35 protein-coding genes are annotated in these 23806 nt (G+C 67.9%); 24 read left to right on the top strand and 11 right to left on the bottom strand.

Annotation, left to right across the window (positions count from 1 at the left end; genetic code table 11):
* Positions 1–825: 825 nt before the first annotated feature.
* From ACQP2U_RS43780 to ACQP2U_RS43740, 9 genes are all read right to left on the bottom strand, one after another.
* Entirely contained in the window at positions 826–2262 is a 1437-nt protein-coding gene (locus tag ACQP2U_RS43780) for an FtsK/SpoIIIE domain-containing protein (RefSeq protein ID WP_433716862.1), read from the bottom strand.
* 231 nt (positions 2263–2493) lie between these two features.
* A complete protein-coding gene (locus tag ACQP2U_RS43775; protein WP_433716864.1) occupies positions 2494–2994 on the bottom strand; it encodes a hypothetical protein in 501 nt (166 codons plus the stop codon).
* A 59-nt stretch (positions 2995–3053) separates the two neighbouring features.
* A complete protein-coding gene (locus ACQP2U_RS43770) occupies positions 3054–3566 on the bottom strand; it encodes a hypothetical protein (RefSeq protein ID WP_433716866.1) in 513 nt (170 codons plus the stop codon).
* A 28-nt stretch (positions 3567–3594) separates the two neighbouring features.
* Positions 3595–4068, bottom strand: coding sequence for a hypothetical protein (locus ACQP2U_RS43765; protein WP_433716868.1), 474 nt, complete (start codon positions 4066–4068; stop codon positions 3595–3597).
* A 59-nt stretch (positions 4069–4127) separates the two neighbouring features.
* A complete protein-coding gene (locus ACQP2U_RS43760) occupies positions 4128–4331 on the bottom strand; it encodes a hypothetical protein (RefSeq protein WP_433716870.1) in 204 nt (67 codons plus the stop codon).
* Between the two features lie 41 nt (positions 4332–4372).
* On the bottom strand, positions 4373–5323 hold the full coding sequence (locus tag ACQP2U_RS43755) for a hypothetical protein (protein ID WP_433716872.1): 951 nt from the start codon (positions 5321–5323) through the stop codon (positions 4373–4375).
* Positions 5324–5404: 81 nt separating this feature from the next.
* Entirely contained in the window at positions 5405–5752 is a 348-nt protein-coding gene (locus ACQP2U_RS43750) for a hypothetical protein (protein ID WP_433716874.1), read from the bottom strand.
* Between the two features lie 89 nt (positions 5753–5841).
* Positions 5842–6318, bottom strand: coding sequence for a hypothetical protein (locus tag ACQP2U_RS43745; RefSeq protein ID WP_433716875.1), 477 nt, complete (start codon positions 6316–6318; stop codon positions 5842–5844).
* Between the two features lie 54 nt (positions 6319–6372).
* Positions 6373–6921, bottom strand: a complete 549-nt coding sequence (locus ACQP2U_RS43740) for a hypothetical protein (RefSeq protein ID WP_433716877.1) — start codon at positions 6919–6921, stop codon at positions 6373–6375.
* A 117-nt stretch (positions 6922–7038) separates the two neighbouring features.
* Here ACQP2U_RS43740 and ACQP2U_RS43735 point away from each other — a divergent pair, with 117 nt between their 5' ends.
* Positions 7039–7614, top strand: a complete 576-nt coding sequence (locus tag ACQP2U_RS43735; RefSeq protein WP_433716879.1) for a hypothetical protein — start codon at positions 7039–7041, stop codon at positions 7612–7614.
* 566 nt (positions 7615–8180) lie between these two features.
* Here ACQP2U_RS43735 and ACQP2U_RS43730 read toward each other — a convergent pair.
* A complete protein-coding gene (locus tag ACQP2U_RS43730; RefSeq protein ID WP_433716881.1) occupies positions 8181–8453 on the bottom strand; it encodes a hypothetical protein in 273 nt (90 codons plus the stop codon).
* Between the two features lie 115 nt (positions 8454–8568).
* Here ACQP2U_RS43730 and ACQP2U_RS43725 point away from each other — a divergent pair, with 115 nt between their 5' ends.
* The 3 genes from ACQP2U_RS43725 (at position 8569) to ACQP2U_RS43715 (ending at position 9715) form a co-directional block, all read left to right on the top strand.
* Complete coding sequence (locus ACQP2U_RS43725) at positions 8569–8832, top strand: hypothetical protein (RefSeq protein WP_433716883.1); 264 nt, start codon at positions 8569–8571, stop codon at positions 8830–8832.
* 146 nt (positions 8833–8978) lie between these two features.
* Positions 8979–9302 carry a hypothetical protein gene (locus ACQP2U_RS43720; protein WP_433716885.1) on the top strand — a complete coding sequence of 108 codons (324 nt, stop codon included), beginning with the start codon at positions 8979–8981 and terminating at the stop codon, positions 9300–9302.
* Positions 9299–9715, top strand: a complete 417-nt coding sequence (locus tag ACQP2U_RS43715; protein WP_433716887.1) for a hypothetical protein — start codon at positions 9299–9301, stop codon at positions 9713–9715. The genes ACQP2U_RS43720 and ACQP2U_RS43715 overlap by 4 nt, the downstream gene beginning before the upstream one ends.
* A 156-nt stretch (positions 9716–9871) precedes the next feature.
* Here ACQP2U_RS43715 and ACQP2U_RS43710 read toward each other — a convergent pair whose 3' ends face one another.
* Positions 9872–11068, bottom strand: a complete 1197-nt coding sequence (locus ACQP2U_RS43710; protein WP_433716888.1) for a hypothetical protein — start codon at positions 11066–11068, stop codon at positions 9872–9874.
* 759 nt (positions 11069–11827) lie between these two features.
* On the opposite strand from ACQP2U_RS43710, the gene ACQP2U_RS43705 reads away from it, so the two are divergent.
* The 20 genes from ACQP2U_RS43705 (at position 11828) to ACQP2U_RS43610 (ending at position 23302) form a co-directional block, all read left to right on the top strand.
* Positions 11828–12361: a hypothetical protein gene (locus ACQP2U_RS43705; RefSeq protein ID WP_433716890.1), complete on the top strand. Its 534-nt coding sequence runs from the start codon at positions 11828–11830 to the stop codon at positions 12359–12361.
* Positions 12362–12455: 94 nt separating this feature from the next.
* Positions 12456–13178 (top strand): hypothetical protein, encoded by a 723-nt coding sequence (locus ACQP2U_RS43700; protein WP_433716892.1) that lies wholly within the window; start codon positions 12456–12458, stop codon positions 13176–13178.
* A 143-nt stretch (positions 13179–13321) separates the two neighbouring features.
* Complete coding sequence (locus ACQP2U_RS43695; protein WP_433716894.1) at positions 13322–13966, top strand: hypothetical protein; 645 nt, start codon at positions 13322–13324, stop codon at positions 13964–13966.
* Positions 13967–14420: 454 nt separating this feature from the next.
* A complete protein-coding gene (locus ACQP2U_RS43690) occupies positions 14421–14615 on the top strand; it encodes a hypothetical protein (protein WP_433716896.1) in 195 nt (64 codons plus the stop codon).
* Positions 14616–14668: 53 nt separating this feature from the next.
* Positions 14669–15613 (top strand): phosphoadenosine phosphosulfate reductase family protein, encoded by a 945-nt coding sequence (locus ACQP2U_RS43685; protein ID WP_433716898.1) that lies wholly within the window; start codon positions 14669–14671, stop codon positions 15611–15613.
* A gap of 180 nt (positions 15614–15793) precedes the next feature.
* Positions 15794–16393: a hypothetical protein gene (locus ACQP2U_RS43680; protein WP_433716900.1), complete on the top strand. Its 600-nt coding sequence runs from the start codon at positions 15794–15796 to the stop codon at positions 16391–16393.
* A 122-nt stretch (positions 16394–16515) separates the two neighbouring features.
* Positions 16516–16749 (top strand): hypothetical protein, encoded by a 234-nt coding sequence (locus ACQP2U_RS43675; protein WP_433716902.1) that lies wholly within the window; start codon positions 16516–16518, stop codon positions 16747–16749.
* 58 nt (positions 16750–16807) lie between these two features.
* Positions 16808–17383 carry a hypothetical protein gene (locus ACQP2U_RS43670; RefSeq protein ID WP_433716904.1) on the top strand — a complete coding sequence of 192 codons (576 nt, stop codon included), beginning with the start codon at positions 16808–16810 and terminating at the stop codon, positions 17381–17383.
* Positions 17384–17495: 112 nt separating this feature from the next.
* Positions 17496–18110 carry a hypothetical protein gene (locus tag ACQP2U_RS43665; protein ID WP_433716906.1) on the top strand — a complete coding sequence of 205 codons (615 nt, stop codon included), beginning with the start codon at positions 17496–17498 and terminating at the stop codon, positions 18108–18110.
* Positions 18111–18293: 183 nt separating this feature from the next.
* Positions 18294–18497, top strand: coding sequence for a hypothetical protein (locus ACQP2U_RS43660; RefSeq protein ID WP_433716908.1), 204 nt, complete (start codon positions 18294–18296; stop codon positions 18495–18497).
* A 700-nt stretch (positions 18498–19197) separates the two neighbouring features.
* Positions 19198–19380 (top strand): hypothetical protein, encoded by a 183-nt coding sequence (locus ACQP2U_RS43655; RefSeq protein WP_433716910.1) that lies wholly within the window; start codon positions 19198–19200, stop codon positions 19378–19380.
* A gap of 40 nt (positions 19381–19420) precedes the next feature.
* Positions 19421–19690 (top strand): hypothetical protein, encoded by a 270-nt coding sequence (locus ACQP2U_RS43650; protein WP_433716912.1) that lies wholly within the window; start codon positions 19421–19423, stop codon positions 19688–19690.
* A gap of 70 nt (positions 19691–19760) precedes the next feature.
* Positions 19761–19976, top strand: a complete 216-nt coding sequence (locus tag ACQP2U_RS43645) for a hypothetical protein (RefSeq protein WP_433716914.1) — start codon at positions 19761–19763, stop codon at positions 19974–19976.
* 71 nt (positions 19977–20047) lie between these two features.
* Positions 20048–20275, top strand: coding sequence for a hypothetical protein (locus ACQP2U_RS43640; protein WP_433716916.1), 228 nt, complete (start codon positions 20048–20050; stop codon positions 20273–20275).
* 92 nt (positions 20276–20367) lie between these two features.
* Positions 20368–20664, top strand: a complete 297-nt coding sequence (locus tag ACQP2U_RS43635; RefSeq protein ID WP_433716918.1) for a hypothetical protein — start codon at positions 20368–20370, stop codon at positions 20662–20664.
* A 71-nt stretch (positions 20665–20735) separates the two neighbouring features.
* A complete protein-coding gene (locus ACQP2U_RS43630; protein WP_433716920.1) occupies positions 20736–21005 on the top strand; it encodes a hypothetical protein in 270 nt (89 codons plus the stop codon).
* Positions 21005–21670, top strand: coding sequence for a DUF6349 family protein (locus tag ACQP2U_RS43625; RefSeq protein WP_433717413.1), 666 nt, complete (start codon positions 21005–21007; stop codon positions 21668–21670). Before ACQP2U_RS43630 ends, ACQP2U_RS43625 begins: the two co-directional genes overlap by 1 nt.
* A gap of 150 nt (positions 21671–21820) precedes the next feature.
* Positions 21821–21994 carry a hypothetical protein gene (locus ACQP2U_RS43620; protein WP_433716923.1) on the top strand — a complete coding sequence of 58 codons (174 nt, stop codon included), beginning with the start codon at positions 21821–21823 and terminating at the stop codon, positions 21992–21994.
* Positions 21995–22168: 174 nt separating this feature from the next.
* Entirely contained in the window at positions 22169–22750 is a 582-nt protein-coding gene (locus tag ACQP2U_RS43615; RefSeq protein WP_433716925.1) for a hypothetical protein, read from the top strand.
* A 42-nt stretch (positions 22751–22792) separates the two neighbouring features.
* On the top strand, positions 22793–23302 hold the full coding sequence (locus tag ACQP2U_RS43610) for a hypothetical protein (protein ID WP_433716927.1): 510 nt from the start codon (positions 22793–22795) through the stop codon (positions 23300–23302).
* Positions 23303–23806 lie beyond the last annotated feature (504 nt).

Raw genomic sequence — 23806 nt, 5'->3', positions numbered from 1 at the left:
GCGCTAGCATGCTCGCATTCTAGCGTTCTAGCACTCTTTGATGCGCGGTCAGGCTTTTCGACCCCACTTCCGCGCGGTCGCCAGCGCAGCAGATCCCCCCATCTCTCGCCGTTCCTCCTGGCGAATCCGCGAGCCCCACACACCTTTTGCACCATTTCGACCGGGGTCGGATGGGGTCGATGCGGGGTCGATCGCAACCGCCTCGCGGGGGTCGGGGGTTCGTGGCGGTCACCTCCGGGGGCCGACACCCAGGACGTGGCGACGTACCCCGGGGGCCACCCCGTCGGCCCCGGGGTACGGACGGGGGTCGACGAGGGCCGACCCCGTCGACCCTGGCGGCGGCGGGGTGACGGTTGGGGCCGGTGGCGCGGACCGGGCAGGGCCGTGCGCAGGGCGGTTCCGGTGGTTGTGTGGGTCCGCGGGCGATGGCCTCGCGCCAGGTCTTCGTGGAAGTTGGTTCATTCGACGTCGTTCTCTCCGTGTTGGCGTTTTCGTACGCTGCGGCCCTCATCCCCGTCCTTCGTTCTCTTCGGCGGCGCCAACCGAATGCCAGCCACTGGCCCTGCTCCCCTCCCTCGAGGGCCGAACTCCACCAGCCCTACACACCTTTTGCACCATTTCCGGTCGGACTATCGGGAATGCGGCCCCCTCCGGGGTCGAGGGGGCCGGGGTCGGCCGCTCGGGGGTCGGGGTCGGCCGCTCGGGGGTCGGGGCCGGGTCGGTGGGGGTCGTCCCTGGGAATGCTCGGGGGTCGGGGCCGGGGTCGGGCCAGCTATCCGAGGGTCGACCCCTGGCGGCCCGCTCGACCCCGGGAGGTACGTCGGCTCAATGCGGAGGGGCGGCGGGGAGGGCGAGGGGGGTCGCAGTGGTGGGGTCGGCGGAGGGGCGGCTGGACTCGGCCCCACCGACCCCGGCGTCCCCCGCGGGGTCGGTGGGGCCGCCGGGGTCGGTGGGGTCGGGAGGGTCGGCGGGGTCGGACCCTGCCGAGGGGGCCAGTTCGGGGGCGGGGGTGAGGGGCACCCGGAGTTGGATGTAGCCGCCTGCGGGGGTCGTCATGGTGGCCATGTCGATGTGGCGGAATCCGGCGGGGTTGGCGGCGGGGTGGCTGCGGATCTTGGCGCCGAGCGCGTTGGTGACCTGCTCGGGGTCGCAGGCGAGGGAGATCGTCACGGTCAGGTGATCACGCAGGTCTTTGGGCAGGGTCTCGCCGGTGGTGAGCACGACTGCGATGCCGACCCGGGGGCCGTTGATGAGCAGATCGAGGACCGCGTCTCTGTTCTCCCGTGCCAGTGCGGTGCGGGCGCGAGCGGCGGCGCTGCGGCCCTGGGCGGGGGCGAGGAAGGTGGAGTAGCCGTCGATGACGACGATCCACATCGGCCAGTCGACGGTGGGGCCTTGCTCCCAGTAGTCGGGGGTCCCCAGTCCGATCTGGGGGTAGCCGATGGCGGCCGCGCGCTGACGGCGCTGTGCGGCCAGGCCGGTGAGCAGTTTGTTGGCGGCGGCCAGGTCGTCACCGACCAGCTTGGTGCAGCGGTCGGCCAGACTCCGGTATCCGCCGGTGCGGGGGTCGGGCGTCGAGCCGTCGAGGACGAAGAACTCGAGATCGGGGTGGGGGGCCAGGTGAGTGAGCAGATTGCGGACGAAGGTGGTGCGGCCGGAGCCGGTGCGGCCGTGGACGCGCAGGCCGGGGGTGGTGGCGAAGTCGATTTCGACGGGGCGCGCGAAGGTGTCGGTGCCACACCAGGCACGGGTCGGGTCGGGGTCGATATCGGCCGGGTCGAGCGCGGCGGGGATGCTCACCTGCAGGCGCAGCTCCCAGTAGCCGTCCTGCGTGCGTTCGAACAGCACCTGCGGGACATTCCAGGCGCGGGCCAGGCTCGGCAGGAGCAGGGTGGTGAACTTCCTCTCGCTGATTCCGGGTGGCGGGTCCAGGACGACGGTGACGCCCCAGGGGTCGGCGTGGGTGGCGACGATGCGGGGAATCCGGAAGCGGCGACCGAGCAGCGTCTCGACCAGGGTCGCTTCGATGATCTTGACCGACAGCTTGCTGTTTCTTGCCAGGTGCGGCCAGGTGCGGCGCACATGGGCGGCCAGGCGTTCGTGGCGGCGGCGGTCGCGGCCGCGGGCGGTCCATACCCGCCAGCCCAGACCCCAGTAGCTGGCGAGGGTGTAGGCGAGGAACCCGCCGATCAGGGCGGCGAGCGCGGTGAGGATCAGCCGGGTCTGCGGCGAAAGCGTCGGCAGGAGGTTGATGGTGGTCATCGCGTGCTCCGGTCAGGCTTGAGGGAGGTCGGGCGGGCTACTTCCAGCCTAGCCTTACGCGACATAGTTTCATAGATTTTCGCGAAACTATGTCGCATAACGTTCAGGTTCCCGGCCCCGCCGCACGATTCACATCTGTTGCGCGCCATAGCGTTCCAGCCGAGGACCGGAGCACCGCTCAGCGCGAGACCTCAGTCTCGAGGCCTCGCCTACGCCGGCGCCGCAGCCGGCTCACGCCGTCGTTGTCGCGCACCGGTGGTGCTCGATGATCGCGAGCGTCATGGCGGCCAGCTGGACCGCGTCGCGGGCGACCAGCCCGTACAACCAGGAGTCCAGGGCCAGGCAGCCCTGCAGGCTGTCGGCATCGGGATAGTGCTCGATGGCCAGATGAGTGCGGTGGTCACCGATCGGCCATGCGGGGCGGTGCTCGACACCGACGTGGACCTTGAACACCCCGCCCCCGTCGGCCTGCCACAGCGTGGAGGTGCTGCTGGCTTGCGGTGGCCGGGGCGCCAGGTCGCCTGGGCGGTTCGCCAGGAACGCCACCGCGGGTATCGCGGCCGCCAGCTCGGCGCGGAACGCGGCCGACAGTTCGCTCGCGACCTGGAAGTGCTCATCGCTCGAGGTGCCCCCGGGTGGCGCCCAGCTGCGATCGGTCTTCATCCGCTCGTAGTCACCGTCAGCGCCGGTGCCGTCGAAGCGCCATTGCGGTTCCCGCATCTGCATCCGCATCACGGCCTCCTCTCACATCGTGTGGTGGAACTTTTTCTTCGAGATATCGTCGGCGTCCATCACTTCTGCGAAGGAACTCCCGCATCGTCGAGTGCCTCCCGCATCACAGTGTCGATGTCGCGTTCGCGGTACCGCAGCGCTTCCTCGTCGACCTGTTCGCCGCGGCCGGGGCCGATCCAGCCATCGAGGCCTGCCGCGTTGCCCGCGTCCCATGCTCGACCGAGTGATTCCTCGAGCGCGGCGGCGTGCAGCGCCGCGACCCGGCGGGCGCCGGTTTCGTCGTAGACGGTCAACACTCGCCAATCGCCTGGCAAGGCCGGTAAGTCGTTGCGGGCAGAGGCCCGATCGGGCCACGGCGCACCGTCGTAGGCGATCATCCAACCCCCATCGCGATAGCGTTCTGCGACGATGAAACCGACGGGCAACCGCCGCGCCGATGCTTCCAGCTCGGTGACCCGAGCACGCAGGGCGATCACCTCTTGGGCGAGTGGTCGAGACCAGGTTCCGGGCGTCTCGGCGATGCTGCGCAACTCGGCGTCGGTGAGGCGGTGGAACTCGTCAGGGGTGGACATGACTTCTCCTTCCAGGGGAAATGGGGGATCAGGCGCGTTCCACGCGCACGACGAGGTAGCTGTCGATGTCGAGCTGGCTGAGACCGGTCATCCGCCAGCCGTGCTGTTCGAGGACCTCGGCGGGGTCGACGCCGAAGCGGTCCAGCGGGTTGGAGTGCAGCGTGTACGTGGCGACTGGCGGCCCAGTGTGGCCGTCGGCGGTGATCACGATGTCGGCGATCTGGGCCGGGCTGTCGTCGGGGTCGAGGGAGTCGTCGGTGACGATGCGGGCGGTGAACGTCGCGCCGGCGGCGAGGACGGGCCTCGGCGGTGCGGTCACCCGTGTCTTCTCCAGCGCGATGAGCAGCAGATCGACCAGGCAGGTCGGCATCGGGTCGGCGAAGTCCCCGCTCAGGGCCATGATGCCGTCGGCGCGCAGGTGGATCCGGCCCTCGGCCAGTGCGGAGCGAGCGATGACGACGCAGTTGCCGTTCTCGTCCTGGCTGGTGGTCACGTCGATCACGTCGAGTCCTTTCGAAAAATAAAAGCGGGAAACCGGTCAGCCAGCCGAGCCTCGGCGGCTCACCAGTAGCCGACCACGGGCACCCGGTGCGCCACCGGGCCGTACCAGGAACGCACCACCAGCCAGCGCATGCCATCGCGGCCGGTGATCACCCGGTGCCGGCCGAGGCGGGGCACCTCCACCGTGATCTTGCGGGGCTCGCCGAATCGGGACTGGCCGTGAACGAACCGCCGTCGCCCCTGTCGAATCCGTGTCTCGTGCATCCGTCGAATCTGACTCGCGCGCATGATGTTTCACCTTCATCTCAGTGCTGTTGGTCGTGGCGGCCGGGGTGGGTGGTGGGCAGCTGGTGCCAGATCACGCCTGCGGTGTGGAAGGTGCTGCGGTGGGAGTGGACGTGCAACACCGGGTTCAGGTCCGCGTCGCGGGCTTCGCGGGTGCAGGCCTGGTGTACCTCGCTGGTGAAATCCCCGGGTACCAGGTAGATCCCCTCTCGGGTGTCGCCGGTGGCCGCGATCAGGTACCGCATGCGCGGGTCGGTGATCTGCTCGAGGTTCTGTCCTGCCGCGATACGCGGGCCCAGGACCCGGTCGCGGGTGTCGTCCCAGTCGCGTACCACGTGGTCCTGGCAGCCGGTGAGATCGAGGTGGAAGGTGTGCCCGCCGGGGTGGTCGGCGCTGGTGGGGAGGTGGTCGATCAGCATCCAGCCGTTGCCCGAGCGCAGCACCATCGCCAGCCAGCGGTTGTCGCGGGTGCGGTCGACCGCGGCGGCGGCATAGTGGATGAGTTCCAGATGGTGCGGGTAGGCGCGGTCGGTGAGGCGCTGTCGGCGGGCCAGGCCCAGCGCGCCGGTGTAGAGCGCGTCGGCGTCGAGACCGTCGCGGGTGGGGCCGGGTTCGGCGGCGAACTCCGCGGCCCGCTCGCGGGCGAGTGCGCGTGCGGCCGTGGCGGATTCGGATCCGGTGGCGATCGCGGTGGCGGCCTCGCGTAGCGGCGCGGCGACGGGACCGGTCAGCGCGAGTTCGAGGTGCAAGGGCAGCTGCCGCATCCCCCAGGCCAGCACGGAATCGTGGAGCTGCTGCTGGGCGGACGTATCGCCGCCGGTGAGCTCACCGGCGGCGGTCAGGACGGCCGCCGACGCGGCCGGGCGGGCGTCGATCGGGCCGTAGAACGCGGCGGTGGCGCGCTCACGCAGCTGCTCCACCAGGGCCCGATGGGTGGCGAAAGCGCGGGTGATGGCGTCGGAGTCGGTCATGAGGTGAAGGTCTCCCTGATCGGTTCGGCAGTGGTGTGGCGGTCGGGCGGGTTCGGGCACGGCGGCGACGAGGGCCACCGTTTAGGGCAGACGATCACAGATCTCGTCGTGGCGGGCGGCGGCCGCGGCGGCGTCGGCGTCGCTGGGGTCGCGCACCACCTGGTCGCGGGGGTCCCAGGCGGTGCTGTGCCAGGTGAACTGTCCGGTGTTCCTGGTGGTGTCGCGGGGGTGCCATTCGACGGTGACGACCCACCGCCACACCGGATGGTCAGCGATGGCGAGCACCGTGTAGTCCTCATCCCAGTAGAAGTCGTGGTAGCGCCCACCCACCCGGCGCGGACCGAGCTCATCGGCATCGACTCGGGTGAGTGAAGTCGGTGGCGGGGCGCCAGTGCCTGTTCCGGATTCGTCGTCGGCTCTGGTGGTCATGTGAGCAATCTCCGTCGTATCGGCTGGTCGGGGTATACGGCGTGGCCCTGCATGGCGGAGGTGCTGGTCCGGTTGTGCCGCACCAGGGTTCAGCGGCTCAGGTGCTGGCGCTGTGATGCGCGAGCGGCATGGAAGGCGGCGGCGAACTCTGTGGCGATGCCCTCGGCGACCTGTTCCTCGGTGATGCGCTCGGCGTCGCCCTCGAGGGTGTAGATGCCGACATACCAGGGGCCCGCGACAGCGTTGCTGTTCTCCTCGACACGGCCGATCAGGCAGTGGTCCCCATTGGTCGCGTGCAGGTAGTGCCCGTCATCGACGCGCGCACGCAGCCCGCTGCACCCGTCGTGCCACACGATTTCGGAGTCCAAGCCCTGCTCGCGCAGAAACGTCATCTCCGGCTGGTAGCGGTCGGTGAGCTCGGCCAACGAGGCAGCTCGACGCAGCACGCTGCTGCGCAGACCAGGCCGATCGGCGCGCCGTTGCGCACGGCGGGTGCGGCGGCGCGCGCGGACCCGCACCGGGCGATCAGGGTGTTCCGCGCCGGTGTTGGAGTTGATGCCGGTCATGAATGGTGGTCCTTCCCAGGCGATTTCGGGATCGACGTCAGTGCGCGGGCGCGGCTACAGGTCCATCCGCCATGAGCTGTGGCCGCCGCTCGAGTCGTGACCGAGGGCCAGGTTCACACCGCCACCGTTGCCGTTGTGCCCGCTGCCCAGGTCGAGGTGGACCGGTGCCGCTGCCGTGCAGAACATCCAGCACCCCGGCGTCGACGGCGCGCCGGTGCCCTCCGGATCGACCGCCTCGGAATGGGCGGGATCGGTAGCGCGGGGAGAAGCGAAGGAGTGATCGGTGCAGAACATCGCGCACTTGCCGGACGTCCCCGCCGTCCCCGCCGTCCCCGCCGTCCCCGCAGTCGCCGTCGGCGCTTCGACGCCAGCGGTGGCGGTGGCGGCGGTGGCGGCGGCAGCGGCGCTGGCGGCGGCCGGGGTGCGGTCGCTGGTCAGCACCAGCACGCCGAGCACGCCCACGGCTATCGCGGCCAGCAGCAGCCACACCCCGAGGAACCGCAGTCGCGCCGGGCGACGAGGGGCGCGCCCAGGCCGGTTACGGCGCGTGCGGGTCGTGGTGCGGGACTGGGTGCGGTTGCGGGATCCGTTGCGGCGGTTCATGTTTCCTCGACTCCACGTTATGGGTAATAGTTTCGTGAATTACTACGAAACTATCATTCATAGTCGGTATGCGCCATAGTTTCGAAGGATTTTGCAAAACCTTGTACTATGTTCCGCATGCCCGACACCGCCTCCCTCCTGCGCGACGCCGGAGACCTCGACCGCCTCGCCGAGGCTTACGGCGAAGCGGTCCGCGCGCTGCGCGACGACCTCGCCGTGCAGGCGATCCGCGAAGGCACACTCAGCCGCGCCGAGATCGAGCAACTCGGGAACTTCGCCTACCCCCAGGTCCTGCGCGAGCTCGCCCGCCGCGAAATCGACCCCGAGCTCAGCGCCCCTCGGGGACCCCGCGAGCACCACTACTCCCGCCGCCCCAAGGTCCACGACCTCGCCACCCAGGTCGTGGCCAGCATCGACGCCGGCACCCTGCCCCCCGGCACCTCCCTCACCGCCGAAGACCTCGTCACCCTCTACGGGGTCCGATCCAGGACCGCGGACGCCGCGCTGCGCGCCCTGCACATTGCCGGACGCATCACCGACCCCGAAAACGAGACGCCCGCCGAAGTCCTGCCCACCACCCCCACCCCCGACTCCCCCCTGACCGAACAGGTCCGCGCCGCGCTCGCCGAACTCGACGCCCACCTCGATACCCAGGCCAGCCGCGTCGCCGAGATGCGCGCCCACCTCGGCTGAGGCGACCCCTCCCCCACCCCTCCCGATTCGGCTTCGACACGACGAAGCCGGACGCGGGAAGACGCCCCAGCGAGGGGTGCAGGTCGGCGAGTTCGACGATCAGAGCGGCCCTCCGGCCATCTTCAGATCAGTCGCGGCGGCTCAAGACGGGGATCGCGCCACCACACAGAGGGCGCCTCCGGGTGCTTCGAGTTCGGCGATGGTCATTTTCTGGAACCCCCTCTTGTGCAACGCTATTCAGCTGAGTTCTTCGCCGTTCTCGGCAACGCAACCGTCGGCGCACGGCCTAGTCGGTTCCAGGTGAGGGCGGCGGTGATCGCGGCCAGGCGAGCGACGCGGACAGCGAAAGCGATGAGCTCGGCTTCCGGCTCGAGGCCACCGAAGCGCGTGGCCAGCCCTATGCCATCGCGGCGGAGTACCCCGGACGCCCTCGTCACCGGAGAAGAACGTCAGGAGCTCGTCAACAAGGGCGGCCCGGGCAGAACCAGCGTGATGTCCATGGAGGTTCCCTTGGGAGAAGATCGCCGGTGCGGCCCCGCGAGTGCCCGGTACCGGCGGGGGTGGGATTAGTCGAGTTGGGCGAGCGCGTCGGCGATCTCGGCCAGGCGGCGGGCGCGGCGGGCCACTTCGGTGTACTCGTCGGCCCCTTTTCGATTGCTTCCGCTGCACTTGGCGATGCCCTTTCCAGCGAAGATGGCGGCGCTGGCGCGACCGATCACCGCGATACCCAGGCTGAGGAACGAACCCCGGCGTTTGGTGGGGTTGTACGGGGTGCGGTCCTGGAAGAACTCGGCGAACTCCGTGAGCAGTTCGTCGCGGTTGGTGTCGGCGTGCGCCATGATCCTGGCTGCAGACCAACCTACATGTATGCGACATAATTTCGTGAAGCTCTAGGAAACTATGTCGCATATAGGGTAGACTGATCTGCAGAAGCAATCGAGAAGGGGTTCCGAAATGACCATGATGTCGAACATGGACCGCCACGCGCAGCTCGCCGAACTCACCGGCCTCGTCCTGGATTCCGACCCCGCCGGCCTCTCCGACACCTGGCCCTCGCTGACCCGCGCCGGCATGCCGGTGATCAACGGCAATGGCAGCGACCCAGCTCGCAACGCCGAGCTGGCCCGCGTCGCCCGCCACGTCGCCGAGACCGAGGACAACGCCACGCTGGCCCGCGTCGCTCACCGCATCGCCGAGATCACCGAAGCGCTCGGTTGACCTGATCCCACCCCGAATAGGCCCCGCGATCACGGTGCCACCGGACTCACGCCGGTGGCACCGTCGCCATTTTTGCACCAGCGCGGAAGTTCGCTCACGGAGTCACGCTCTCGCGCTCGGCGCGCCATACCCGATACGATTCTGGTATGGCGAAGAAGACGCGGAAGATTACGGTCAGCGTTCCCGAGACCGTGGCATCCACGTTGGAGCAGTGGCGCGCGGACGGGCGCATCACCTCCGTGAGCGAGTACGTCAGCGACCAGGTGCAGGCCGGTATGGACCGCGACGCCTCACTGCGCGCCGTCGAGACCGTCCACGGCGGCGCCGCCGGGCCGAAACGGCCCCCGCTGGAGATCATCAACCACGGCCGCGCGCTGCAAGGACTCACACCACTGACCGAAGCCCAGGCCGACACGATCAGCGCCCAGGCCTGGGCCACCGCGCCTGAAACGCGGTCGGGCGCTGCGTGAACCAACCCGTGCCCGCGGTGTCGGGAATCGTGTTCGACACCGCCGCCGTACTCGGCTGGATCCACAACAACCCATATCCACAGGGCATTTTCTGGTCCATCGTCGAGCACGGCGGGACCGTCCTGGTGCCGGCCGCGGTGCTCGCCGCCGCCGAAGCCACCGACCGTGACCGCGATGCCCTGGCCGTGCTGCTCGACGCCCCGCACACCATGATCTCGATCCTGGACCGGACCACCGCCGCCGATCTCGGCGCGCTGCTGCGCCGACGCGGGCACCAGGACAACGCGGACGCGCTGGTCAGCGCTGCGCACGCGGTCACCGAGGCCACCGCCCGAGGCTGGTACGTGCTCACCGATCGCGCCGAGCTGCTGGCCGGTCTCGATCCCGAGGTGCTGCTCGACACCTTGCCGTGAGAGACCGATGCGCGGGGACGGCGCTTCCGTCATGGCCGAGATCCTCACGCGCGCACGGAATCCGGGGTCGGCAAGGCTCTCCCGCGACTGGTCGGCGCGATGGCGGGCCCACAGGGGTGGTGAACCGGATTTCACCCGGTCGTGTCGGCGCGCCTATCAGCTCACCAACACCGATTTGGCCACCTCGACAGGATGGCAGTCCGGGCAGCGGTAGGAGCGCGGTCGACCGTTTTCGCCGATCTCGGTGATCCACCTGTTGTCCGCGTCGCAGGCACCGCACCACGGGATCGAATCCCGTTGTCCCCCAACCTGTTCCTGAGCTGCGGAAACGGCGTGAGCAGTGAGGGGGATATCGCGCAGGACGTTACGCAGCACTCCCATGACATTGCCGATGTTGGCGGGCCCGCCGAAGGTGTCGACTTGTGTGCTGAACCGGGTGCGGATCGCGGCGGCCATGGCCTCGCAGGTCCATCCGCCCTCGTCCAGGCGTTTGTTCAGGGCGGCCGCTTCACCGCGGATCACGCTGTTGTCCACCAGCAGCACACCACCGGCCCCCGGCCACGGCAACGCCAACCCCGCCAGCAGCTGCTCAGCGGCACTCGCCTGCGGTCCCGCCGAGGCGGTGACATGGGCCGAAACCCCTGTCCAGCGCGGGTTTTTCCTGGTCGAAGCAATACCAGCAGGCAGGCAAGCAGTCGCTGTCGTGGCACGCCCGCGCGGTGCGTGCGCGTGCTGTCTGTTTGTTCTCTTCGCTGTCACTACTGATTCGGTCGTCGATCCGACGTGTTCGGTTACGTCGAATCGACGTGTTCGATTACGTGGATTCGACGTGTTCGGCTGCGGCGGTACCGGATCCGGCGCCGCGACCGGATCGGCGTAGCTGGTGGTGACCTGCGGTTGCTCGGTGAAGTCCACCAGCGGGCGGGCCGCGGCGGCTTCGGCCCGGCGCGCGGCCTGGCGGGCGGTGCGCTCGCGGGCGGTGCTGCGACCGGGAACGATCCAGCGTGAGGTGGTGTGCACCTGTCCCGACTCGTCCACGCCCGGCGCGGTCTTCTCGATCTGGTGAGCGCGCAGCCGGGCGACGTTGAGCCGGTAGCGGTTCGAGCTGCCCGGGCGGCGCTGACTGGTGATCCACCCCTTCTGCACGAGCAGCGTGGTGGTGTTGATGACCGCCGACTCGCTCATCCCGGTTTCGATCATCATCAACTCGACCCCGGGCCAAGCAGTGTCGCCGGAGGCTTCGCTGGCGTAACCAGCGATGCACCGCAGCACCGACTTGGCGGCGCACCAGCGCGTCGCCGCGATATCGACCAGATGCACACGCTTGACCAATGTTTCGTGGAGGTGGCTCACGCCCTGTTCCCTTTCGGTCGGGCCCAGAGCCGGGAGAGGCGACACGGTCGTGACACGCGTGCGGCGAGGGAGAGAGCTCGTCAGATGTCGGCCCTATCCGCTATCGTCATACACGTACATCACACCAGCTGTGTGGTGTCACCCAGCTTCTGGGGATACAACCCGCCCTCTCACATCGTTTGCCCGCGATGAGGGGGTGGGTTTCGTCTTTCTCGGTCACTCGCGCCGGCGCGCTCCACACACCCGGAACAGGGGCGTGAACCGTCGGCAGCCACACTCGCCGCAGCCGGTGACACGGCGGCCCGGAACCTCCGCTACCTGCTGCGATCTGCTGGCGTGCTCACACAGTAACGCCGATTCAACGCCCCCAGCAACCATCGAAAAACCTTCTCCCACACCAGAAAACACCCCTTTTCGCGAACGACGTTCGCGCGAGCACACACCGCTGCACGCATCACGCATGTACACGATCCTCGGCACCGGCGCAGCAAGTCGGCCGGTGCCATCACCGATGGGCGGAGCCGACCTCACGAGCCGTCACAGCGCGGCGCACCGGACCACGCCGACCGGAAGGTCGTGGCGCGCAACAGATGTGAACCATCAGGGGCGACGGCAGCCACCCGAGCGATATGCGACATAGTTTTGTGAATTACTGTGAAACTATGTCGCTAATAGGTAGGCTGTGGGCACCCGCCCAGCGGGCCGGGCGAGCCACCCGCTCTCACGCGCCACCACAACCCACCCCAGACAGGAGCCCTGATGAACGGCACCGCCTCCACCGATTTCATGACGTACTCCCTCCCCGACGGCGACAAGCCCTACCTGCGAATCAGCTTCGGCCGCAACGACACCGGCACCGTCACCGTCGACATGACCACCCCTCCCCTCGCCAGGGACGAGCCGGTGCGGATCACGCTGAACGGCGCGATGATCGCCGAACGCAACATCTCTGCTGCCCGCAAGCCCTGCGACTGCCCCGAGGACTCGGAATCGCTCGTCGGCGACGTGCACGTCCCCCACCGCCAGAACTGTCTGCACGGGGAACCACGCCAATACATGTGGCAGTACGAGGGCACGCTGTATGCCGGCAACCTCGCCGACTACGCCCGCCACTGGGAAAGCCTGGATCCCGAAGCCAAGCACGCGCTCACGCGCACCGGCGACGAACTGCGCACCTGGAGCCCCGACAGGTATCGGCTGACCATCACCAGCGACATGCACGACGACTACTGGTTCCGCCGCCTGTCGACGGGCGACGAATGGATCATCGTCGACGTCGACGGCCGCGGCTGATCCCGCCACCGCACGCGTCCCGAGTCCGTGTCAGGGCGCGCGCGGCAGACACCTCGCCAACACCGACCCCATCCAGCTTCGCGAAAGGACCGCTATGACCAGCGACATCGATTGCCAGACAGTCGATTCCGAAGTAGTCGACGTGCACGACAAAGAGCTGCAATCCATGCGCTATATCTGGCGCTCCGGTGGCAAGACCGCCGACACGGCGGCAGCTGAGCTGCGCGAGGTCGCCCGGACACTGAACCGGCTGCGCAGCCTGCCCCTGCCGCCCCTGCCGTCCTCCGACCCCACCGAATGGGTCGAAGAACGTGTGCCCGACTTTCCGTTCACCACCGACACTGTGGACCAGATGTTCGGAACACTCATCGGCCACGTCCAGCTGATGGCCTACCGCTATGAGGAGCAAGGGCGCGAGATCACCCAGTCCCTGGCCGAGCTGGACAAACCATTCCAAGCCCCGGCCGAGCTGCGCGGATGCATGCACGACGACTACACCTCCGAGAAGGTCTATTCGGTCCTCAGCCGACTCAGCGCTGTGTCCGGACTCCGGATCGTGTGCGTCTGGGACCTTCTCGACACCTACGGCTACAGCGGCGAGAGCGCCTTCTACATCCAAGCCAACAACGGCGAAGCGCTGCACTATCTCGCAGACCAGCCGTGGGAATGGCTGCACTCCCCCGCCGACGATCCCGACACCCCCGCCAGCCCGGGCGAGCCCGCAACCTGGGCCGGAGCCGTGGTCCCCGGGTTGACCTACACCGACCTCACCGGCGGTCACGACCTCCACAACTTCGCTGTTCACGACAACACATAACCCCTGGGCGCGCTGGCGGCGACACGTCATCGAGTTCACGACGTGCACAACAGAATTCGTGTGCCCGAACTACTCGCCGACACCGCTGCTGCCGCCGCCTTCGACTATCCAGGCCCCTCCGATTCGCCCGGCAGGAGAAGTTCATGGCGACCGCCTTGACCACCCAACAGCTGACCCGACTGCGCGAGGACGCCGACCGGCAGAACTGCCGGTTCGTCGACCCGGCCCAGCTGCAGCGGGTCACCGAGTTCACAAGCAGGAACTGGGCCTGGGCCAGCGCGGTGCTCGGCGCACCCTTCACCGGGACCAGGGCGTTGACCGGGTACGAACTGGTCCTGCTGGACCTGGCCGCGGCCGCCGAACCCGAACCGCCCGCCGCGCCGCGCCCTGCGCCCACCCGGTCGCCCCGCGAAGAAGCCGCCGCCGCGCACGCCCGAGCAGTCCACGACGCCTGGATGGCGCTGGTCGCCCAGCTCCCCGTGCCGGTGAAGGTCGCCTACAACTACTCCGGACCGCTGCACCTCGAGAACTACGTCTCCGGCGCCGACCACATTCTTCCTACCCGACCGGTGAGTGTGGGCCGTCTGCACCGCAGCGAGCACTCCTCGCTGTGCTGTACGCCTTCGCGGTCGAGGAAGCTGCTCTTCGAGCTGCCCGACCCTCCAGACCAGCGCACTCCCACCTGCAAGGCCTGCATCCGCACCGCCTACCGGATCGTCGGAGCCACCCCCGACCCGGCGCTGCTGACCGCGCCCTCCAAACAGGTCACCAGCCGCCGCATCCGGTGATCCCCCCACGGCTCCCCGTGGGGTGCGCACGCCGTCGATTTCCCGGATGCCGTGCGTGACAAGAGCTTCCGGATCCGGGTGATGACCGCTCAGGAGTCCGAGCACCTGGACGTGATGGCATGCACCGTGTGCTGCGACGGTGCTGTCATCCATCTCTTTGCGCGGCAACCGAGTTATTTCGGGGCACTCGCGCTTTCGGCCGACTCCGGCCCGATCCGGCTTGAGCCGTCACCGCGTGCGGCACTGCACGGCGTCGACCGGAAGTCATTGGCGCGCAACAGATGTGACCCGTCAGGGAGACGGCAGGCACACCAGACTTTTCGCGACATAGTTTCACGAAAGTCTATGAAACTATGTCGCATATAGGTAGGCTGGAGGTACGGCCCCGCAGCGGGCCGGGCACGCCACCCACTCCGGCGTGACCGTCAAATCCCCACTCTCGGAAGGGATTCCGATGACCAAGACAGCCACCTGCCGCAGCAAGACCTACGACGAGGGCCTGCCGTGGCGTTGCGACCGCGCCCACAAGCACCCCGGGCGGCATCAAGTCCATGCCCCGCGCTCGAGCAGGGTGCTCAAGTCGTGGCCGAGGAAGGGGATCAAGCGCCGCCAGGACGGCCCCGATCCCGGCGCCGGCGACCGCGACTGAAACCTTGCCGCGCGACACGCGAAGCACGACGACCCCGAAACCTGGATAGGCCGATGACCCAACTGCTTTTGGATCTGCCCGACGTCACCGCTCTGACGCCCCCGACCCCCGACCTGCGCGACTACGAGATCATCCTGGTCAACTCCTCCGGCGGCAAGGATTCCCAGGCGTCCTTCGAACTCACCATGCGCGCCGCACGAGCCGCCAGGGTCGCCGACCGCGTCGTATGCGTGCATGCAGACCTCGGGGAAATGGAATGGTCGGGGGTGGCGGCACTCGCGGCCGAACATGCCGAGCACTACCGTGTCCCGTTCATCAAGGTCCGCCGCAACGGCCCCGATTTCCTGGCCGCCATCGCCGCACGCGGTATGTTCCCGGATTCCCGAAATCGTTACTGCACTTCGGATTTCAAGCGCAGCCCGATTCGGAGGGTGATGACCGCACTCACCGCCGACGCGCGCAGCCGGTCCGGCCGCGACCAGGTCCGGCTGCTCAATGTCCTGGGCTTGCGCGCCCAGGAGTCCCCCGCGCGCCGGCGCCTGGCGGCCTTCGCCCACGACGGCAGCCCCACCTGTCCCTGCGTGCCGTGCCGGCGCAAGGCCGCCGCGCGCGCCGAGCTGAAAGCCCGCAAGGAAAAGATCCCCGCCGGTCTCACCGGCGGATACGGCGCGTCCAACGGCCGCCGCCACGTCGATACCTGGCTTCCGGTGCACCACGTGAGCACCGACGGAATTTGGGAACTGATCGCCGAGGCCGGGACCCGCCCGCACCCCGCCTACGGCTGGGGTCTTCCCCGGCTCAGCTGCTCGTTCTGTGTGTTGGCCTCACGATCAGCGCTCGTGCTCTCAGCCCAGCTGCGGCCCGATCTGGCCGCGCGCATCGCGACGCTGGAAACCACGATCGGACACCGCTTCCAGCACAAACTGTCGATGGCCGAGGTGATCGCCCTGGCCGAGCGCCAGCCGCGGGTCGAGATGGTCGAGGACTGGGCCGCGTGAGCACACCCTCGAGGACGTCGACCGAACCCTCACCCGTGTCGCAGACCTTGGGCGTACCGGTGAGGACACACCGAGTTGACCGCGCACACAACAGCATTCGCGTGCTCGAACTACGCGCCGACACCCCCGCCCCACCACCGGCAACCCTTTGCCGATCCTTCGAGTATCCAGGACGTTTCGATGAGCTTGCGCTGTCCGACCCACCGAACCGCCACCCCGCCGCGCCCGCGGCGCTCGTTCGATCCCGCCACCGGTTCCGGTAGGCCGTGCAAGGGGTGCGGGTCGCCGGAAGGCAGCGACGCCGAGCGCCGCGCCCACCATTGCCCCTGCTGCGGTGAGTATTTCGCCGACGGGTGCCTGCGGCCCGGCACCACCGCATGGTGCACCCATTGCGGCATCTACGACCCCGCCACCGGCGGATTCACCCCACCGCCGGACCCGCTGGCCGACCTGCTGGCGGGCACTCTGGCCCCCGACACCCGCCGCGACGCCTGGATCCGCGCCGTGCAGCTGTTCGGGATCGACGTGGGATATCACCTGCACCGCAACGACACCCACTCCGTTCCGCGCGGGCACGTCGCCTGGACCATCGCGGCCGGTCGGCGCGCCCTGCCGCTGCGCTACCTGCCCGCGACCGGCCAGTTCGACGCCGGATCCGCCTGCCCGCGCTGCCCACGCGGAATGGTGTGGACCCCCGTCACCACCCGCACCGAACTGCTCACCATCCACCAGCACGGCCCCGGCCCCAACGCCACCGGCTGCTCGCGCTGCCGCACCTGATATTCCAGGCTGGCGGCCTTCGACCGAACACTGCTGCCCGGCAAGGACATTCACACCCCCGCACCTCTGCCTCACAGCGAGGTACCGGAAGCATCCCGCCCGAACAGGAGAACCCCAAAGACATGGACACCCCGACCGACACACCGCAGGCATGGCGCGAGTTGCTGGCCGCGCTCACCCTGCTCAGCCGCCACCCCGCCAACCCCGCCAGCCCGCTCTACTGCACGCACGACACCCTCCACGTCTGCGCCGACGACACCGCCTTCACCCCACACGAGATCGACCAACTCGAGCAGTGGGGATTCCACGTCCACAGCGACGGCGGCTTCTACTCCTTCCAATTCGGGTCCGCCTGAACACCACCGCAACACCGTCCGCCACCCGCGGCATGAACACGAAAGAGGCCACCCCGCCATGAGTTGCCCCTACACCTACGAAGCCGAAATCCAGTTCCCCGCCCCCGCAGGCGATTACGACCCCCTACAGCGAGTGGCACGACTGATGCTGACCGAGAAGCTGCTGAATCAGTCATCATCCATCGACGACCTCGACCGAACCGCTCTCGCCCACACGGTGGCCGCCACGGTGGCCCGAGCAATCACCGACGACGCGCCCAGCGACTTCCGCGACTGGGATGACGACGGGGAGGAAGAGCGCCCCGGCGCCTGCGGCGCATGGATCACTCCCCGAGACGACGGCACCTTATACCTGCGCATCCAGACCGAACCGCTGTGGGACTACCCGAAGGTATTCGACCTGCTCGAAAAGGCAGGCTGCCACGGCACCATCCTCAGCGAAGGCGACGACGGCCCCGGCGCGCAGACACTGCAACCCCCCACCGATCTGCCCGCCCTCGACCAACGCCTGCGCACCGCACTCGACCGCCACGACACTGCGGCCCTCGCCGCGATCTGCGACGACATCGCCGCCGCCGCAGCCCCACTGCTCGCGCACCTCCTCCACACCCACCTCACCACGACCACCCTGTGACACCCGGGCGTGGTTCACACACCGGCAGTGCGAGCCGCGGCCCCACTTCCCCTCGAACCGGGCAACACTCGACCTGTTGTTCTCCGGCCCCGATCGACCGAAAGGCCCCCTCATGCCCAACCGAGACCACTACATCGGCGCCGCCACCACCGTCGCGGCCGCCACCGCCGTGCTGGCCGTCCTGGCCGCCCTCGACGAGCTCTACCATCGGCCCCCGATCCGAGCCGCCCTGACCCGCGCCCGCCTCTCGAGCAGCGAACGCGTCGAATACGACCGCCTCACACGCGAACTCGCCGACCACCACGACCGCAGCGCCGACCAGATCGCCGACTGGCGGCGCAAATACCGCGCCGGCTACGACCCGGCCCTGATCCCCGACAGCCCCGACCAGCTCGAAGACTTCACCATCGACGCCCTGGTCCAAGCACTGCACCACAGCCGCGCACAACGCGCGAACGCCTCCCGCACCCTCGACACCGACGCCTACGAACGCTGGGACGCCCACTGCGACGCCCTCGACGACGAAGCCCGACACCGCCGCTACGACTGGCGCGCCGTCCACCGGCTGCCCGCCCTGACCCGCACCCGCCTCGACCACGCCCTCACCCTCGATGCCCACCACAAGCCCCCTCACCCCCGCTACAACCCCACCCCACACACACCCGAGACGACCGGCGACACTAATTCCATTGCGGCACAACTGAAGTCCATACCGAAGTCCATGTAGCCGACACCTACCCCAGCATGACCGAGGTGAACCGGACTCCGCGACGGCCCCGCAGGCCGCGCGGGTGACACCCCGGCGAGCGCGACCTGGCCCGCCTCGCGATCGCTGGGGCCTGTTCGACCGACAAGGACACTCAACTGTTCGTGACCGATGCCGTCGCAACGACAACGCACCCGGGCCCCGATGACACGCGCAGCTGTTTTTCGTCCAGCAGCTCGAGCAGATCTCCCCCGCCTCGAGCTGCTTGAATCACACCCCGACGAGCCGTCCACGTACTACGTGCGCGACGCCCTGGACAAGGCCGCGAAGGCTCTAGTCCACACCCAGCAGCTCAGCGATCTGCTCGCCGTCGCGGTAGGCGGCGTCACCGAGTGGCGAAACCGCTGAATACCACAAGTGGCTGGTCGGAGGTACCGGCCCTGCCGATGTCTGGCTCCCGCGTAGCCCCTACGACGACGAGATGTAGATCCGCTCAGACAGGGCAGCGGCCCAAGAGTCGGCAAGGTGCCGCCGCCAAAGTGCCCGATTCGGGCCGATGGCTCGTGGGCACGCTCAACGCCCGAAAGCGCCCGCGACGTAGGCAGTTTCAATGTCGACCAACACCTGCGCAACGCCCCTGGATCGCTCACCGGTGACGGCACCTGTGGGGAAAGCGGTTGTGGCCGACGATGGTTCATCGGATAGAGGGGCGCGGCTACTCCCCACGCCCAACCCGTCCACGCCCAGCCCTTCCAGGGCCAGGCCGGCTTCCAGCGCCGGGTCGACAACCGATGGCCGAGAGGCCGGAACCTGCATCGCAGGCGATGCGCGAGAGCCACTGAAGCCGCGGGTGGCGGCCTGCAACGCACTCAGATCTACCTCACCCGCCGCAAACCCCTCTACCGAGCTCCCGGATGCCGACGCGGCCAGCTGACCGCGATGACGCTCGCGATCATCCAGAACCCATTCGATGCGTGACACCAGCGCAGCGAGGGGACCGGACGGCAACCACCCAATATGCGACATAGTTTCGTGAAAATCTATGAAACTATGTCGCATATTGGGTAGGCTGGGAGACAGCAGAGATTCGCTCAGAAAGGGCCCCGACATGGACACCAACACGCCCCACAAGGACGCCGCTCACCACGCCACCACCATCACCTCCTTCACAGCCCTGATCACGGCCCTGATCGTGATCACCAACGGCGAGCACCTGCCCATCGTGCAGACGACCATCGCCCTCCCGGCGCTCTGGATCACCTGCTACGTGGTCGACCGGTGGCTCTTCTGAGCCCCACCCGGCAACCCGGAACCTCCTCGAGGAGATACAGATGACCGCCACCACCACCCGCAAAGAACTCACCGAGAGCATCGGGCAGCACGACACCGCCGCCCTCGCCACTGCCCTCCAAGCATTCGCAGACCTCGACACGATCGGCGAACTCGACGAGGCCGAGCGACTCGTTCGCAACGTCATCATCGAAACCCTGTACGACCGTCACCCCGAGATCGTTGCGGCGTACGACATTTGGATCGATGACCTCGAGAGTGAGGACACCGCCAGCGACGTCGTCATCCGCGCTGCCCGCCAGCTGCCCTAGTCGTTTGCCTCGCGCCCGGACCACCCGGGCGCGGTGTTGACCACTAGACCACTCACGCAAGGAGATTCAGATGATGATCGGCGACTACACCTCGATGGCCGAGGTCGACGGGCAGTACCGCTCCCCGCTGACGTTCACCCCCGGCGTCGACTTCGATCCCTACGACCCGGAAGAAGTCGAGATCGTCATGGAGGCGTCCGAGTGGAGCGTGGCGGCGCGGATGCGTCATCTCGAAGCCGAGAATGCCCGGCTCCGCGCGGAGCTCGCAGAACTCGACGAGGACTAGTCATTTGTGTCGCGCCCACCCTGTGGGCGCGGTACTGACCACTAGAACCCAAACTCCGACAGGAGAATCCGATGGGTGACGAGCCCCACGAGTACTGGCAACACCTGAGCCCCGACGAGGTCGAACCAGGCAATTGGCTTGTCGAGATCGACGGGTACCGGGTGCGCGGCGGAATGATGGAAGTCCGCGAGGTCCGCAACCCGCGACCCGAGACGTGGGAATTCATGCCTACGCGCAAGACGCGATCATCTCGATTCGCCTACTCGGGTCAGGCCGTCAAGGTGTCTCGAACGCTGTAACCATCCCCCATCCCCCATCGCGCCCGCGCCGAGTTCGATTCCAGCGTGGGACACCGACCGCCACAACCACTTCCATCGAATGGAGACTACGAATGTCCTACGACTACCGGACCGAACACACACTGTCTGTGTCGCTCAACGATCAGGCGATCTACTCGAACACGTCGATGGGTTCACCCGACACGTTCCAACTCGAAACCGAGATTCACTACGCACTCATCTACGCGCGCATCCTCAACCCGAACATTCCCGCTGACACCCCAGTCGCAGTCGAGTCGAGAACCGTCTACGGCCGGATCGTTCGTGACCGGAAACTTTCCGCCCACCATCCACACAACGACTACCTGATTCCGGAAGTGCTCGCCAGGCACGGCAAACCCGCTGCGTAGCGGCAACCGATTTCACCGACCTCGAAACCCCCAGACCAGCAAGGGGCCCCGCCCCAAAGACAAGGGCGGTCATGCTCGACACCACCCCACCGCAGCATTGCCTCGTCACCGGCATCAACGACTCCGGCAACGTCCGCACCGACTCTTCGCAGGGAGACACCCTCTCCGACAACGGATTGCGCGCGGTGCTGACCGAACGTGTCCTGCGCGTCGAGACACTCCAGCTTCCGGACCGGACCGAAGAACACCTCGAGCACTGCCGCTGCACCAGCCAGCGCATCTGGTGGCCGTGCCGAGTGAGTGAGCACTGGCACCACACCATGACAGGCCTGCCGCAGTGATGGAGCAGATCGACATCTTCGACGAGCTGAAACGAATCGACGACCAGCGCCGGGCCGCCCAGATCGCCGCACACGGCCTGCCACGGCTCTACGCCAGCCCCGCCCGAGGGCTGCAGGCCAGAGCCGCCGAATACACCGACTGGATAGCGCGCTACGGCCGCTTCGGCTGCACCTATCGCGCACGAGCCTGGAGCGTCACGGTCGGCGACCCGGACCAGCCGACCAAGCACTGCCAAGCCACTGTCCTGAGCGCTGACCTGCGCTGCGTGTGCTATTCGCCGTGCCACTGCGTCGGCGCGCTGGTCTACCGCGGCGCATGCAGCCGATGCACATGGGAAGGCCCCACCACCACCAACCGCGAAACCGCGGTCCTCGCCGCCCTCGACCACGCCTGCCCCGGCTGGCGCAACGACCCATCTGTCGTCCCGGACCCAGGCGACCACACCGCGCACGCCCATCACCAATGGGCCGCATCCATCATCAGCCAACTCGGTGACCGGCCGAACGGATGGCCGATCACCACCCTGCGCACCAGCCTCGGCACCCGCGCCGTGCCAGGCCGCTCCCCCTGGGGCGGCTACGACATCGACGCCCGCACCCTCACCACCGCAGCCGCCACCCCCAACCAGCCGCCACAATCCTGTGCAGGCCTGCTGGGCGGCTGACCCGAACAGTGTTGAACCAACTGTGCTGTCTCATGAGGTTGGTTCCGCCTGCCGGGTCGGCAGAGCGTCTGAAGCTGGATACCGAACCTTCAGCTACCGAAAGGAATTCACACCATGATCGTTGGACCGAGCGAGAGGGACCTTGTGGAAATGCGCACTGCGATGCAGGGCGTCATCGACTTCGTTCCCAGCGACGACGAGTTGCGCAGGATCTGGTCCGACCAGCAGTTGATAGCGCTCGCACACGCCTGGGGCTGGTCTGACACAGAGGTCCGTGAGCAACTGGCCGCTGCGCTGGAGAAGAACCACACGGCAAATTCCTGAATCACACAATCACGACCGCCGCCCCGGCATCGGCCAACCGGTATCGGCCTCGCCGTCTCGGTCGGGGGCGCTGAACCCGATCAGCTGGGCCCTCGAATAACCAACCTCATGAGATAACACAACTAACAGTCACGCTCGACCACAGTGCTGACCCAATCGAAGGAGATGGCCCACGTGTCCGAGGCGCCACACACGAACACACGCAGCGACGAGCACAGCCGCCGCCTCGTAGGCCAGTGCCTGCACATCGCCGAGATCTACGACGAGGAGATCTCCTCCCACGATGCCGATGGGTACCGAATCGGTGGGGTCAACCCCTTCGGCCACCAAACCGAATCCGGCCTGTACCTGGAGATCTCCTACAACATGCCATCAAAACTGTGGACCCCGTGGGGCTATTGGCGCTTCGCTGGCACATGTGCAGTCGACGACGCACGATGCGAGAGGTTCCTGTCGCGGTTTTCGCTGCGTGTACACGAACAAGGCCGAGACATCCGGGACATCCGGCACCCTGGGGCCCATCTCGGGTACTTCGGCCCGGTCTACGCGATCCTGGACATCGAAGGCGATCCCGTCGAGACGCCAGGCCCAGTCCACTTCGAAGGAGTCGGCTTCGGTGAGAACCGTTCCGGGCAGGCCGAAGCGAACCAGGCCGCATGGGCCCGCTTCGGTGGCCCGCACACGCAGCTGACTCCCACCGGCCGCATCGGGTACCTCGGCCCTGGACGATCCATCCCGCTCACGGGCACGCAATAACCCCACCGGCCCGCACCCGCCACACACCCAAGGAGCACGACCATGAACGCCCCGCTGGACACCACCTCTCTCTTCACCGACACACCCGCCCTTACCGGGCCCGTGGTCACCTACGATCCCGCCCGCCTGACAGCGTGGCTCGACATCACCCCCGACCCCGACGCTCGGCCCGGCGCGACCTACCGCACCCTGCTCGGCCTCGACAACGACCTGCGCGTCTTCGAACTGCTCGACCGCCACATCGTCACCGACATGCTCGGCTGGATCAGCGACGACAACGACGACGGCGGCCGCGACGGTCTCACCGTCACCGGATGGGAACCCAAACCGGGAGTCACCATCTACCTCTATGCCACCTACGGCCGACGCGACCACCGCGATGGAGCCGACGGCCTGATATTCCACGCTGTCATCCCCGGCGGCCCCACCCTTGTAGACCGCCTCGACGCCAGGCACCTGCACGACACCGGCGCGGTCGGCGAGACCGCGCTGCACCTGCTGCTCACCCGCCTCGCCCACACCCTCAACACCTGCCACGACCGGCCATGGTGAGCACCCCTCAACACCCCTCAACACCCCCGCCCCCTTTGACATGAGGCCATGATGACCGCACCACACCCCTCTGTCGTCGGCGATATCTCCGAACGCGCCGCCCGCTATCTCGACCACACCGGTGACGGTTGGCAGCAGGTCACCACCGGCGGCGGGTGCGCGCTGATCGGACCGCCCGGATCCGGGAAAACGCAGCTCGCCGACGCCTACGCGCGCCGGTGGATCACCGGCGCACCCTCTACATCAACCTCGAACACATCCTCGAAACAGGCCGCGGGGCGTACCCCGCTGCCCCTGCGGCACAACACAATTCAATCCACCCCGTCGGCACCACGCCCTGCGCCCGCATGTCGAATCCGAAGTCATGATGACCTATCACTGCGGCGGCCTGGACGGCCACACCAGCGCCGGAGAACTCAGCACCAGGGTGCCGCGCGGAGTGCTGCAGATCAGCGCCACGCGATCAACGAGGCAGCAGGTCGCGCATCGACGGTGGCCGACCAT

It is taken from the genome of Nocardia sp. CA-084685 (assembly GCF_050955785.1).
Classification (GTDB): Bacteria; Actinomycetota; Actinomycetes; order Mycobacteriales; family Mycobacteriaceae; genus Nocardia.
Note: the sequence above shows the minus strand (reverse complement) of the source record. Positions and strands in the feature narration are given on the sequence as shown.